This is a genomic window from Buttiauxella agrestis (genome assembly GCF_900446255.1).
Lineage (GTDB): Bacteria > Pseudomonadota > Gammaproteobacteria > Enterobacterales > Enterobacteriaceae > Buttiauxella > Buttiauxella agrestis.
In genome coordinates, this window is record NZ_UIGI01000001.1 from 1,589,245 (window position 1) to 1,602,273 (window position 13,029).

Consider the following 13,029-nt stretch of genomic DNA (forward strand, 5'->3'; position numbering starts at 1 on the left):
CTGGCAGATGAACAATCAGTCACTCGCCCCGCTGACGGCGATGATAATGGCAGCACTCTGGCCCGGAACGAGCTCAGGTGAAAGCTACTTTAACCCTGGGTTTTTGTCGGCAGAAGATGCCGCCGTTGCGGATTTGTCGCGTTTTGAAAAAGGCAGCGATCAGGCTCCGGGTGAATATCGCGTCGATATCTGGCGTAACGATGAATTTATCGCCACTCAGGATATTCGTTTCATTGCCAGTGACGCCAAAAGCGGAAAAGTAAAATCAGGCGGACTGGTGCCGTGTCTGGACACTGACTGGCTCAAACGCCTCGGTTTAAACATGCTCGCCTATCCAGCGCTTGCCAGGTTGAAAGCCGGTGAATGTGTGCCGATGGAAGAGCTGATCCCGGGTTCCGAAACGCACTTTGATTTTGCCAAATTACGCCTGGATATCAGCTTGCCGCAGGCATCGCTGCTCAATAGCGCCAGGGGTTATATTCCCGCCCAGGAGTGGGATGAAGGTATCCCCGCCGCTCTGCTGAACTACAGCTTTACCGGCAACCACGGCAGTTCCGACGATAACTACTATTTAAGCCTGCAAAGTGGCCTGAACTATGGCCCGTGGCGGCTACGTAACAGCGGAGCCTGGAGCTACACCCGCGGCGATGACTACCGTTCCAGCCACTGGAATAACATCAGCACCTACGCGCAACGGACGATTATTCCGCTCAAAAGTGAACTGGTGATGGGCGACAGCAACACGGGCAGCGATGTGTTCGACAGCCTCGGCTTTCGCGGCGCACGGCTCTATTCGGCGGACAGTATGTACCCCGACAGTCTGCAAGGCTACGCGCCAACGGTGCGCGGCATCGCGCGAACTAACGCCAAAATTACCATCCGCCAGAACGGGTTTGTCATTTACCAAAGCTACGTCTCGCCGGGCGCGTTCGCTATCAGTGACCTGAACCCAACCTCTTCGAGTGGCGATCTCGACGTTACCCTGGAAGAAAAAGACGGAACCCAGCAAAAATACACTGTGCCTTACTCCACCGTTCCGCTGTTGCAGCGTGAAGGACGATTGAAATTCGATGTGGTTGCCGGGGATTTCCGCAGCGGCAGTGACCAACAAAACACACCATTCTTTACCCAGGCCACGCTCGTTGCCGGGCTATCTGATGGCTATACCGTTTACGGCGGCACGCAGCTTGCCGAGGATTACACCGCAATGGCGCTGGGGGCAGGCAAAAACCTCGGCGAATGGGGCGCCATTTCAATGGATGTTACCCATGCGCGCAGCCGGCTTGCGGACGACAGCGAGCATCAGGGGCAGTCATTACGCTTCCTGTACGCCAAATCACTCAGCGATTACGGCACCAACTTCCAGTTATTGGGCTACCGCTACTCGACGCGTGGGTTTTATACGCTCGACGAAGTGGCCTACAAAAATATTGAAGGCTATGAATACGCGACGGATGACGCCAGTGGGAATAAAACGGAGCCGGTTGTGCAGAGCTACCACAACTTGCGCTTCAGCAAGCGCGGGCGTTTTCAAATTAACGTTTCTCAGTCACTGGGCGATTACGGGTCGCTATATGTTTCAGGCAGCCAGCAAACTTACTGGGAAACCCATCAAAACAACACCTGGTATCAGACCGGGTACGCCAGTGGCTGGCGCGGGATAAGCTATTCACTTTCGATGTCATGGAGCAAATCGGTGGGGATTTCCGGGAACGATCGCATCATGGCATTCAACCTTTCTGTGCCGTTCAGCACCTTGCTGGGGCATGGATATTCGCGAACCAGCACCCTCGACCGCGCTTATGCCACTTTTGCTGCCAGCAATAATTCTGATGGCGACGCCACGGTACAAACCGGCATCGGCGGCACGCTGCTGGAAGGGCGAAACCTGAACTACAGCGTGACTCAGGGTTATAGCGATACCAACGGATACAGCGGAAGCGCGAATGCTAACTGGCAGGCGACGTACGGCACGCTGGGACTGGGTTACAACTACGACCGGGATCAGCACGACTTTAACTGGCAGGCATCTGGCGGCGTAGTCGGGCACGCCGATGGTGTCACCTTTAGCCAACCGCTAGGCGATACCAATGTGCTTATCAAAGCGCCGGGAGCCAGCGGGGTTGGCGTTGAAAATCAGACCGGGGTGAAAACCGACTGGCGAGGTTATGCGGTGATGCCGTATGCCACGGTTTATCGCTACAACCGCATTGCGCTGGATACCAACACTATGGATAACCACACCGATATTGAAAATAACGTCAGTAATGTGGTGCCGACTGAAGGCGCAGTGGTTCGTGCTGAATTTAATGCGCGCATTGGCGTGCGGGCGATTATCACCGTGACGCGAGGCGGAAAAGCCGTGCCGTTCGGTTCCGTGGTGCGTGAAGAAACCAGCGGTGTCACCAGCATGGTCGGGGATGAAGGACAAATTTATCTCAGTGGGTTGCCGCTTCAGGGAAAACTCCTTGTTCAGTGGGGCGATGGCAAAGGTTCACAGTGTTTCGCACCGTATACATTGCCGCCGGAAAGCCTGTCTCAGGCGGTTGTCGTGGCGAATGCTACCTGCTCATAGAATGGTTGAGCGATTCAGGGATCTGTTTATGAAATTGATGACATCACTAGCGGGAACCGTACTGTTGACTTGCGCACTCCCTGCGTTTGCGACGGTCTGCCACAATTCCAACGGTGTGCCGACGGATATTTTTTACGATCTGTCAGATGTGTTCACCAGCGAAAACAATAACGTCGGGCAAATTATCACGCTGGCGGCAAAATCAGGCTGGGTGGGGGTCAATGCGACTTGCCCGGCGGGAACTCAGGGCGACACCACCATGCGCAGTTATGTGAGTAACTTGCCGGTGCAAGAAACCATCGGCGGGTATCAATACTTGAAACTCAATGACTACCTGGAAGGGGCCATGAGTATCACGGACAGTTATTCCGGGCAGTTTTTCCCGCCGAAAAATTATATTCAGATGGGACACCATCCCAATGTGCCTAAGCAACAGCCTTTTGGGGTTCAGGACTCGCAGCTCATTTTTAAGCTCAAAGTGACACGGAAATTTATCAACATGGTGCCCATCCCACGGCAGACCATGTTTACGGTGTATGTCACCACGCGAAACACCGATCCGTTGACCACCCCGGTTTACACCATCAGTTACAGCGGGAAAATCGAAGTGCCGCAAAACTGTGAAATCAACGCCGGGCAAATCGTCGAATTTGATTTTGGGGATATCGGCGCGTCGTTGTTTAGCCAGGCGGGGGCGGGGAATCGCCCGCAGGGGGTGACACCGCAAAGCAAAACGGTGGCGATAAAATGCACCAATGTGGCGGCGCAGGCCTATCTCTCCTTGCGCCTGGAAGCGGAAAAAGCCTCCGGCAAAATGATGGTATCGAATAATAACGATCTCGGATTTATCGTCGCCGATAGCAGCGGGCAGCCGCTGACGCCAAACGATCTCAGTAGTAAAATCCATTTTCGCCTTGATGATGCCGCCGCGGCGCAAGTGGGCATTCGCGCGTGGCCGGTGAGCGTCACAGGGAACAAACCTGCGGAAGGGCCGTTTAGCGCGCGGGGCTATTTGCGGGTGGATTATGACTAAAATCGCCAGCGGCACCTTTTTACGCGTTTTATTGTTGGTCGGCGGTGTGGTGAGTCATGCGCAAGCCGACACGCCACTTGGCGAAGTGAATATCGAACTGCGCGGAAACGTGGTGGATTTCAGCTGTTACGTCGAGATGGGGGATGAGGATAAAACCGTTCAGTTGGGACGCTGGCCGACAAAACAGCTGCGTACCGCAGGCAGCACGACGCAAAGCATGCCTTTCACATTGAAACTGAATGGCTGCCCGCCAGGCGCTGCATCGATAACGTTTTCGGGCAAGCAAGCCACCGGTAATCCCGGATTACTGGGGCTGAACGAGAGCAGTGGAGCGACAAATGTGGCTGTCGAATTGCGCGATAAAGACAAAACCCAGTTGCCGCTGGACCAGGCAAGCCAGGACGTTGCCGTGGATATCAACGGTAATGCCGTGTTAACTTTTTTTGCCAATTACATCGCACTGGCTGATAACCCCCAACCGGGGCAGGCCAATGCGGATGCGACTTTCATGATTAATTATTATTAATCGATCGGGATGTATCGTAGTGACATAAAAAAACCGGGAGCTTGCCCCGGTTTTTTTATGCTTTACTGTGATGTGTGTCGCGTGGCTATAATAATTCTTTCACACGGGCATAGTCGATAAGTTCGACAATTGAAGAGACATGCAGTTTTGAAAATATATTTGATTTGTGCGCGCTAATGGTTTTGTTGCTCAACAGAAGTTGCTCGGCGATTTCTTTATTTGACAAACCATTAGCCAGGTAACGTAATACAGTTATCTCCCGATTAGACAATGGCATATCATCGGTTCCGGCTTTGCGTGAGGCCGGGTTGCTGATTAATTCCAGCGTTTCAGAGGGGAAGAAAGAATACCCCGAAAGCAACATCTCGACTGCATGATAGATATCTTCCTGATCCTTTCTTTTACTGACAAAGCCATTTGCCCCGGCCTGAATTGCCCGCCCGGCATAAAATCGCTCAGATTTCGATGAGAGGAAAAGTATGCGCGTGTCAGCCTGTATGCTTTTGATTCTCTTTAATAAAGTAAAGCCATCGATGGACGGGAGTTCGATATCCAGAATCACTAAATCGACAGTGTGGGTGCGCATATAGTTAATCACCTCACGGCTATCGTCTGTTTTCATAACAACATCGATATTTTTATTTTTTTGTAACAGAACTTCTATCGACATTCTGACTATAGGATGTTCGTCCATAATAATTACGGATGCAGGTTTCATATTCTTGCCTCGGTTTTTGAGAAACACATCGCATTGACGCAGAGTCACTGGCGGTGAAAGTGGTGAAACGTTTCACTGATGAGTATTTTATATTGTATGCAAGATGCTTCCTTGAACTTAAAACAGTCCTTCAAATTTACTATTCCATAGTGGTTTTGAACGTAATAAAAGGGTTTATTTCATTAGTAAAAAGAATGTATTCATATTAGCTAAATGAATGGTTGGATTATACAGCCATATTATTTCAGAGAAAGGCTAGTGTTATCTTGATGCAATAATGCTGCGATCAAATTCTAATTAAATTGGTTAATTATTTGTTATTTGGATAATGCACCTGTGTTAAGTTAAATGAATGGCAAAAAAGCTTGTTTTGAATATAAAGAATAGTGTGAAATCTTAAATGTTTAATATTTGTTATCTGTAACATGGAATCATTACATGATTTATCGCGTTGACGTGGCATAGCAAGCGGAAAACCGATTTTCCAGGAATAGTTATAATTGTGAAGTGTTTGATCTGATTTAACATAAATACAACATTGAAAATAGGCAATTTCCTAGCCTTCATCCATAAGGTTGTTATTTAGCGTAGCTATTCTTTTCCTGACAACGGAGAGGATAATTTATTTAAAAGGTGTATGAGTGCCTTGTTGTTCTTGAGGCCAAGACGGGAGGCGATGCGCCCAAGCGTATACACAACAAAGTGGTAAGGTTTGTTGAATGACAGGGCTATCGTTTTCAATGAGTCACCTTTTGCCACAGCCAGCAGAATGTTCCATTCGCGATGTGATAGCGGAGCCGCGGGCGAGAAAACAAGCTCTTGCTCGTCCCGGTTCAGGTTCAATATTTTGAGCAACTCCGAAATGGTCTGCCGCCTTTCGACGACCGGGAAGCTGGAAGCCGCATCAATCAGTCTGGCGATGTTTTGGCAACGGCAGGTAGTAAATTGCATGATATTGAGTTCGGGCCAGCTCTTTTGCCATCTCCGCGTTGTATCCAGCACATCAATAGTAGCCTCGTTCACGCCAGCCAGATCTATCAACATACGCGGTTGCGGGTTTTGGTTAAGTAATTTTTCAGCCTCGTCCAGGGTTGCGCAAACGTGAGTGCGCTGGTGCTTGAAAACACACTCATTGAGGGCGAGAGACAAGTAGTTGTCGCCCGTCATAAGGATGATATCGAGCGGTTCCGCCAGAGACTGCGTATGTATCTGATGTTGCAGGTATTCCAGACGGTCGAAGACAATAGGTGTCATTCTGGCATGGAGATTGGCAAGGCCACTGTTTCTGATGCGGCGATATCTGCGTTTACGTGCGGCTATGTACAAATGCTCAGTCTTCTAGTGTGCGAACAAGGGGGAAATTCGCTTTGCTACGGCAGGGAATCAATGCTGAATGAGACGTTATTTCCATATTTTTGTTGATAGCACAATGACGACTGAAAGGGGGTCGCTAAGGTTGCTCAGAAGCTGAATGCTCACAGCTTCTGATTATATCGTTGGAAGGGATACTGACAGGGATTAAAAGTGTTAGATATTAGGTTTGACTTAAGTACATATAAGCTGTTTCTTAAATAAGAGGTCAGTTATGGATTAAAAAAAGGAGGTTAGTTTTAAGAAATTTATGCAATTCGTATTGATCGCGAATACCCAATTTCCTCATGATTGCCTTACGATGTAATTTTGCGATATTTTCATCGAGTTTCATCAAAGAGGCTGAATCTTTTAGCGAATGGCCCTTAGCGATATGTGAGAGCAACTGACGTTCGACAACGGTGAAACTGCGTGTGGTGCAGTATTGGCAAATCCCGGCAGGAATCGCAACGGTGTTTTTCCCATGTCTGGACGGTTCAATCCACCAGGTTATTTTGCGGGTTATTTCATCAATTTCATCTTCTCTGAAGATAACCGGCAACATATACAAACATGGCCGAAACATTAGATTCTGATGTTCTTTTTGGCGGCAAATGAGAATAATTCGTTGAGACTTTGTTGCTTTAGGCATTTGATAGCAATCAGCAGTCACCCAATTATCATCCAAAGACAAAAATAAAATATCGGCGCAATGATGGTGTTCGGGAGATAAAAAACAAAAATCTTTTTTAAGGTGTTGGCACACATTTGCAACGATAATTTTTATACCGTGAGTGAAATGGCTATTTTTTTCGCGTATCGCAATTGTAAGCATAAGATCTCTCATTGAGAAATAGAACGAAGGGCGATGGTAATGAAGTTAACAGGCAAACTGAATAACTTGAGACTTAATCGACATGTCGCTGAGGATGACTCAATACCAGGGGGATTCCTGGTATGAAAAATGCAGGAAAATCAGTTGCGAAGGGATTCGATAGCAACAGGTTTGCCGGTATGATAGCCCTGAAGCCAACCCACACCCATGGTGATGAGCATTTTTTTAATTTCTTCGCTTTCAACAAATTCCGCGACAACTTCCAGATTTTTGAATTTCGCGGCTTCGCAAAAAGACATCACGATAAAATGGTCGAACTTTTCAGCAACAATATTGCGGACAAATGAACCATCTATTTTAAGAATATCTGCTTCTAAGTTTTTCAGGCGAGAATAACTGGAGGCACCGGTCCCAAAATCATCAATTGCAATCTTACAACCCTGGTTACGCAACTCTCGTAATACATTTGCAGCATTCAAGTTATCGATAATATCTGATTCAATAATTTCGAAGATGATACGTTCCGGGCGAATTGACCAGGTGTTAAATAAAGTGAAAAGCCTGTCGAGGAAATCAGATTTTATCAGCGACTGCGGGGTAAGATTTATCGAGAAACGACTGTCCGGTTGGGATGACCCCAGAGAGTGCATAAAACGAAACGTCTGCTCTATGACCGTCATATCCACTTCTGCGAGCAGGCCGGCTTCTTCTGCAAAGGGCAAAAAGGTATTCGGGAAAAGTAAATTATTATTCCCCGTGTTAATCCGTATCAGGATTTCTTGATATCTGTCGGAACTGCTCGTGGAGACGATAGGCTGCGCCAGTAATACAAATGATTTTTGGTCTATTGACTGCTGCAACAGGTGGCGTATCACCGCTGGATTGACAGCGCTATCGCCAGCTTCATTCATATTCAGGTTTTCAGGTTTGCCATTTTGCAGCGAAACGAAAGTGCTGGCATTGAGTTGCCCGACAACATACGAAAGATTGGGGATGTTGTTATCGTAACGCATCCAGGATAAGCCAAAGTTTAACCCTAACTCCATCTCCCCCCAGGAAAAACGAAACGAAGTCATGGCTTTATAATAAGAGTCGATAAGACTTTCATTCATATTGTCCAGACGCAGGAAAATACCATATCCAGGACTGTAATAAATATTGTCATACCCCTTAAGCAGCGGTGTTAAGTATGCAACCACGGCTTTAACAAATTCAAAGCGGAAAGCAATACCATGAGCTTGTGTTAAAGAGTTTAATTCCGGGCACTGCACGGTACATAACCCTGCGTTCGGATACTGTATGAGATCTTTTTTAAGCGCTTGTAAATTGGGCAGGCCGGTATGAGGTTCAGATAACGAGATGCGCTTAAGATGTTTGATGTAGTTAAGAATGCGTGTTGCCAGTACACCAACAAGGACAATAGTCAGAGAAAATATGGCAATCATTGATGATGCAAGCGCCAGATGGCCGATATAGTGCTCTACCGTAAATTCATTTTTTATCGATATATAATTATCAGTGTAATAGCCTAACAAAATGAGCATGAAAACCCATAATGGGTTTATGAGTGCATGGCCCAATCGGATTGAGCCCCAAAGCATTACGGGTAATAGTAATACTATGGAATAATCAGTAAATATTAAAATGTCATTTCTTGTTGTAATCATGCAGTACATAATAGCAATTAAAAGCATTGCCCATACTAGCTGACTTATTGCATGTGGCCCATTAACAATCAAATCTTTTAACTGGCGCAAATAGCTTAAAAACCATGAGGGTTTGTAGCAGGTGCGGAAAAGTAAATAGCAAAATGGGACACCTGTAATACAGGACGTCAACATCCATTGAATATTGATCAGCGTGATAACGCTAAATATGTTTTCATCAGAAGCTGAGATAAAACGAAATTTGAGCAGTAACCACTGGTAGAGCACGGTAAATGTAAAACTATTAAGGCAAATGAGCCAACATATGCGTTGCGCAGAGAGGCGACTGCGCCCAAAACTGACCATGCCTCGTTTGCCCGTTGCACAAAAATAGAGCGTGACACAGATTAAAGCACTGCTCAACTGTGCAGCGATACTCAGGTAATCAAACAATGGATAGTGGTAAAAACTGTAAAGGGCAAACAGGGCTAACGTCGGGAGTGCCCTGCGATGGTATAAAATCAGCAATGCTGTAACGATGGGTAAGGTCAGGTCATAAAACCGTAGCGGTATCCCAACTATTTCAACACGATGACCCAGTTTCGCAGCAAGCGAATATAAAAAGAAAAATGTGACACATATTTTAATGTGCTGTTGAATACTTGCTGATAAAACCATATTTTTTAGCGTAAAACCCTAAATTTGATTAATAAACGCGCGCTGCCCAATATAAGATATTTTAGAATATCATGTTTTTAATAAACCAACGCTCAACAGTTTTGTGGGTATTAATTTCATATGGAATCTTGTGCGAGTCAATTGGAATATAGACCTGCGCGAAGATTACTTGTTGTTTCTTTGCTATGAATGTTGTTTTTATTGGTTAAATGTTTTTAATGCTTGTGAATATGTGATTGTCATTATAATAATATAATTCGATGATGACATTCTCCTGTTATATTCACAAAGCTATAACTGTTGCGCATGAAAGTTACACCCTGCTAAAAATGTTAATTACTTGTTGATGCCCGCTATTAATTTTATGTATAAATTACTCTAAACAATACAGCGTGAAGAAAGGGTAACAGTATGGAAATAATCACACCGAGATTGATCCTCCGGCCACTTCGTTCGGAAGATGCCGAGCAAATTCAAAACGTATTTCCGCGCTGGGAGATTGTGCGTTACCTGGTTTCTACTGTTCCATGGCCTTATCCACCTGGCGCGGCAAAACATTATGTCGATAATGTTGCGCTGCCTGCGGTAAAAGAAGGAAAGGGCTGGTTCTGGTCCATTCGGCGTAAAGAAAATCCGCAGGAATTAATTGGGCTAATTTGTCTGATGGATACTCCAGATAACAACCGTGGTTTCTGGTTAGTCCCGGAATGGCAAGGACAGGGCCTGATGAGTGAGGCCTGCGGTGGAGTGAATGATTTCTGGTTTGAAACACTCGAGAAAGACGTGTTACGCGCGCCAAAGGCCGTCGCCAATGACCGTTCCAAAAACCTTTCCATCCGTCACGGTATGCGGCTTATCTGCACCGAAAAATCGCAATATGTGAGTGGTGAAATGGATTCGGAGCTTTGGGAAATAACCCGCGATGAATGGCGGCAATTCAAAAAGTTAACGTCGCTGGCTTAACCTCTGGCAGCACAGGCGGTTTACAGTCACTGTCGCGCGCATTATTCTTGTGAACGCAAAAGTATGATTTATCAATGACTCGGGGTGCCCTTCTTTGTGAAGGCTGAGAAATACCCGTACCACCTGATCTGGATAATGCCAGCGTAGGGAAGTCAGATGCCTGCCCGGTCATCTCTTCTTCACGCCAGGCAGGAGCTTACAAGATGCAACCTGACCTGCTACCCGGCCACTGCGCCGCCTCGGTTTTACATAACTTACGCAGCACTCCCCCTTTAGTCCATTGCATGACCAATGATGTGGTGCAGAGTTTTACCGCCAACGTGCTGCTCGCCATTGGCGCGGCTCCCGCTATGGTCATTGAGCCCGAAGAGGCCGCGCAATTTGCCCCCATTGCCAGTGCATTGCTGATTAATATCGGGACACTCACCGCCGACAGCAGCCGCGCAATGCTGGCCGCCATTCACGCCGCGAATCAATCATCCACGCCATGGGTACTCGATCCGGTTGCCGTCGGCGCTCTGGCGTTTCGTACCCGATTTGCACGCGAAGTTCTCGCGCTAAAACCTGCCGCAATCCGCGGTAATGCTTCAGAAATCTTAGCATTAGCGGGGGAGCATTCCGCAGGCCGTGGCGTAGATAGCGCTGACGATGCACTTTCTGCATTACCCGCCGCCCTTAAACTGGCACAGCTTACTGGCGCGGTGGTGGCAGTCACCGGCGAGGAAGATTACGTCACCGATGGCGAAAACGCCTGGAGCGTTGCGGGCGGCGGCGTGTTGATGACGCGCGTGGTCGGCACCGGTTGCGCGCTTTCCGCCGTGGTTGCCGCTTGCTGTTCGCTGCCAGGGTCAAGGCTGGATAACGTCGCTGCCGCCTGCCAGTTTATGAAATTCGCCGGTGAACAGGCGATTGCCGTGAGTCGCGGTCCTGGCAGTTTTGTCCCGGCGTTTCTTGACGCACTTTACGGGCTCAATGCGGAGGCTCTGGCATGAAAGGGCAAAAACGTATTAACGCATTGACTATTGCTGGCACTGACCCGAGCGGGGGCGCGGGCATTCAGGCTGACCTGAAAACATTCTCGGCACTGGGTGCGTATGGCACCAGCGTGATCACCGCGCTGGTGGCGCAAAACACGCGCGGCGTGCAGTCTGTTTATCGCATTGAACCGGCGTTTGTCGCCGCCCAGCTTGATTCAGTGCTCAGTGATGTGCGTATCGATACCATTAAAATTGGCATGCTGGCTGAAACTGATATCGTCGAAGCGGTGGCTGAACGGTTGGCTTTTTACCATGCGCAAAACGTGATACTCGATACGGTCATGCTGGCGAAAAGTGGTGATCCCTTGCTTGCGCCCTCTGCGGTCGATAGCCTGTGTCGTCGGCTGTTGCCGCAAGTGGCGCTGATCACACCGAATCTGCCTGAAGCCGCCGCGCTGCTGGATGCGCCTCATGCCCAAAATGAGCGAGAAATGAAGGAGCAGGGTGATGCGCTGCTGGGGATGGGTTGCAAAGCGGTGTTGATGAAAGGCGGCCATCTTGATAACGCCGAAAGCCCGGACTGGTTATTTACCCGTGACGGTGGGCAGCGTTTTACCGCTCCGCGCGTCCAGACTCGCCACACTCACGGTACGGGATGTACGCTTTCTGCGGCCCTTGCCGCACTTTATCCGCGCTATCTGGACTGGCCGAAGACGATTTCGGCGGCTAAAGCGTGGCTATCTCAGGCGTTAGAGCAGGCAGATTCGCTGGAAGTGGGCAACGGAACTGGACCGGTGCATCATTTTCACCAATGGTGGTAATCGAGGTAATACCTGTATAAGACCATTGAGTTATACTGGTTTCACCTTATCTTCCGGACATTTGCGCGACATGGAACAGGTTCACCTTCAGCTCATTGAACAACTCGTCCAGCGGTTTTCGCAGGCCGACAACACGCCGCTGTATTTGAAATTCGCCGAAACGGTGAAATCGGCCGTACGCAGCGGTGTTTTGCCGCAAGGGAATATTCTGCCGGGGGAGCGAGATCTCAGTCAGTTGACCGGCGTTTCGCGCATAACGGTGCGCAAAGCGATGCAGACGCTGGAAGATGAAGGGGTGGTGACGCGTTCCCGAGGCTACGGCACGCAGATTAACAACACGTTTGAGTATTCGCTGAAAGAGGCGCGTGGCTTTTCGCAGCAAGTTGTGTTGCGCGGTAAAAAGCCTGACACGCTGTGGGTCAACAAACGCGTGGTGAAATGCCCGGCAGATGTGGCCGAACAACTGGCGATTCTCGCCGATAGCGATGTTTTCCTGCTGAAACGTATTCGTTATGTCGATGAAGATGCGGTTTCGGTGGAAGAGTCTTACGTGCCAACGGAATTAATTGCGAACGCTGATGACATCGGCGTTTCGCTGTATGACTATTTTCGCAGCCAGAATATTATCCCGCAGCGAACGCGCAGTCGCGTCAGCGCCAGAATGCCCGACAGCGAGTTCCAGTCGCATATTAAGCTGGAAACAGCGGTGCCGGTTCTGGTGATCAAACAGGTGGCGTTTGACCCGCAAAACCGGCCTATCGAATACAGCATTAGTTATTGTCGCAGCGACTTATATGTGTTTGTCTGTGAAGAATAATACCCGTCATACTTCAAACGGCATCTTTGTTGGCTGCGTTCGCTTGCCCGAATCGCTTAGTTGACTAAGCTCATCGGGACTCGCTCTCTT

11 protein-coding genes and 1 riboswitch are annotated in these 13,029 nt (G+C 48.4%); of the genes, 7 read left to right on the forward strand and 4 right to left on the reverse strand.

Annotation, left to right across the window (positions count from 1 at the left end):
• Positions 1 to 7 precede the first annotated feature (7 nt).
• Genes DY231_RS07545 through sfmF form a run of 3 tightly spaced genes read left to right on the forward strand, consistent with a single transcriptional unit; the run spans position 8 to position 4,134 of the window.
• On the forward strand, positions 8 to 2,575 hold the full coding sequence (locus tag DY231_RS07545) for a fimbrial biogenesis usher protein (RefSeq protein ID WP_115627838.1): 2,568 nt from the start codon (positions 8 to 10) through the stop codon (positions 2,573 to 2,575).
• 28 nt (positions 2,576 to 2,603) lie between these two features.
• A complete protein-coding gene (fimH, locus tag DY231_RS07550; RefSeq protein WP_115627839.1) occupies positions 2,604 to 3,608 on the forward strand; it encodes a type 1 fimbria D-mannose specific adhesin FimH in 1,005 nt (334 codons plus the stop codon).
• Positions 3,601 to 4,134, forward strand: coding sequence for a fimbria assembly protein (gene sfmF / locus DY231_RS07555; RefSeq protein WP_115627840.1), 534 nt, complete (start codon positions 3,601 to 3,603; stop codon positions 4,132 to 4,134). Before fimH ends, sfmF begins: the two co-directional genes overlap by 8 nt.
• Before the next feature lie 85 nt (positions 4,135 to 4,219).
• Here the strand turns inward: sfmF and fimZ are convergent, their stop codons facing one another.
• The 4 genes from fimZ to DY231_RS07575 form a co-directional block, all read right to left on the reverse strand.
• Positions 4,220 to 4,852, reverse strand: a complete 633-nt coding sequence (gene fimZ / locus DY231_RS07560) for a fimbria biosynthesis transcriptional regulator FimZ (RefSeq protein ID WP_115627841.1) — start codon at positions 4,850 to 4,852, stop codon at positions 4,220 to 4,222.
• Between the two features lie 591 nt (positions 4,853 to 5,443).
• Positions 5,444 to 6,106, reverse strand: coding sequence for a helix-turn-helix transcriptional regulator (locus DY231_RS07565; protein ID WP_115627842.1), 663 nt, complete (start codon positions 6,104 to 6,106; stop codon positions 5,444 to 5,446).
• Between the two features lie 325 nt (positions 6,107 to 6,431).
• Positions 6,432 to 7,037: a LuxR C-terminal-related transcriptional regulator gene (locus tag DY231_RS07570; protein WP_115627843.1), complete on the reverse strand. Its 606-nt coding sequence runs from the start codon at positions 7,035 to 7,037 to the stop codon at positions 6,432 to 6,434.
• A 140-nt stretch (positions 7,038 to 7,177) separates the two neighbouring features.
• A complete protein-coding gene (locus DY231_RS07575; protein ID WP_115627844.1) occupies positions 7,178 to 9,361 on the reverse strand; it encodes a sensor domain-containing phosphodiesterase in 2,184 nt (727 codons plus the stop codon).
• Between the two features lie 411 nt (positions 9,362 to 9,772).
• Here DY231_RS07575 and DY231_RS07580 point away from each other — a divergent pair, with 411 nt between their 5' ends.
• The 4 genes from DY231_RS07580 to DY231_RS07595 all read left to right on the forward strand — a co-directional run bounded on the left by DY231_RS07580 (position 9,773) and on the right by DY231_RS07595 (position 12,939).
• Positions 9,773 to 10,324, forward strand: a complete 552-nt coding sequence (locus tag DY231_RS07580) for a GNAT family N-acetyltransferase (protein WP_115627845.1) — start codon at positions 9,773 to 9,775, stop codon at positions 10,322 to 10,324.
• 70 nt (positions 10,325 to 10,394) lie between these two features.
• Positions 10,395 to 10,491: riboswitch (TPP riboswitch) on the forward strand.
• Positions 10,492 to 10,527: 36 nt separating this feature from the next.
• Positions 10,528 to 11,316 carry a hydroxyethylthiazole kinase gene (gene thiM / locus DY231_RS07585; protein WP_115627846.1) on the forward strand — a complete coding sequence of 263 codons (789 nt, stop codon included), beginning with the start codon at positions 10,528 to 10,530 and terminating at the stop codon, positions 11,314 to 11,316.
• A complete protein-coding gene (thiD, locus tag DY231_RS07590) occupies positions 11,313 to 12,122 on the forward strand; it encodes a bifunctional hydroxymethylpyrimidine kinase/phosphomethylpyrimidine kinase (RefSeq protein ID WP_115627847.1) in 810 nt (269 codons plus the stop codon). Before thiM ends, thiD begins: the two co-directional genes overlap by 4 nt.
• Positions 12,123 to 12,192: 70 nt before the next feature.
• Positions 12,193 to 12,939, forward strand: coding sequence for a GntR family transcriptional regulator (locus DY231_RS07595; RefSeq protein ID WP_115627848.1), 747 nt, complete (start codon positions 12,193 to 12,195; stop codon positions 12,937 to 12,939).
• The last annotated feature ends 90 nt before the right edge of the window (positions 12,940 to 13,029 follow it).

Bases quoted from the DNA above. Each gene is read 5' to 3' on its own strand.
- DY231_RS07545 (WP_115627838.1), top strand. From the start codon at position 8: ATGAACAATCAGTCACTCGCCCCGCTGACGGCGATGATAATGGCAGCA.
- fimH (WP_115627839.1), top strand. From the start codon at position 2,604: ATGAAATTGATGACATCACTAGCGGGAACCGTACTGTTGACTTGCGCA.
- sfmF (WP_115627840.1), top strand. From the start codon at position 3,601: ATGACTAAAATCGCCAGCGGCACCTTTTTACGCGTTTTATTGTTGGTC.
- fimZ (WP_115627841.1), bottom strand. From the start codon at position 4,852: ATGAAACCTGCATCCGTAATTATTATGGACGAACATCCTATAGTCAGA.
- DY231_RS07565 (WP_115627842.1), bottom strand. From the start codon at position 6,106: ATGACACCTATTGTCTTCGACCGTCTGGAATACCTGCAACATCAGATA.
- DY231_RS07570 (WP_115627843.1), bottom strand. From the start codon at position 7,037: ATGCTTACAATTGCGATACGCGAAAAAAATAGCCATTTCACTCACGGT.
- DY231_RS07575 (WP_115627844.1), bottom strand. From the start codon at position 9,361: ATGGTTTTATCAGCAAGTATTCAACAGCACATTAAAATATGTGTCACA.
- DY231_RS07580 (WP_115627845.1), top strand. From the start codon at position 9,773: ATGGAAATAATCACACCGAGATTGATCCTCCGGCCACTTCGTTCGGAA.
- thiM (WP_115627846.1), top strand. From the start codon at position 10,528: ATGCAACCTGACCTGCTACCCGGCCACTGCGCCGCCTCGGTTTTACAT.
- thiD (WP_115627847.1), top strand. From the start codon at position 11,313: ATGAAAGGGCAAAAACGTATTAACGCATTGACTATTGCTGGCACTGAC.
- DY231_RS07595 (WP_115627848.1), top strand. From the start codon at position 12,193: ATGGAACAGGTTCACCTTCAGCTCATTGAACAACTCGTCCAGCGGTTT.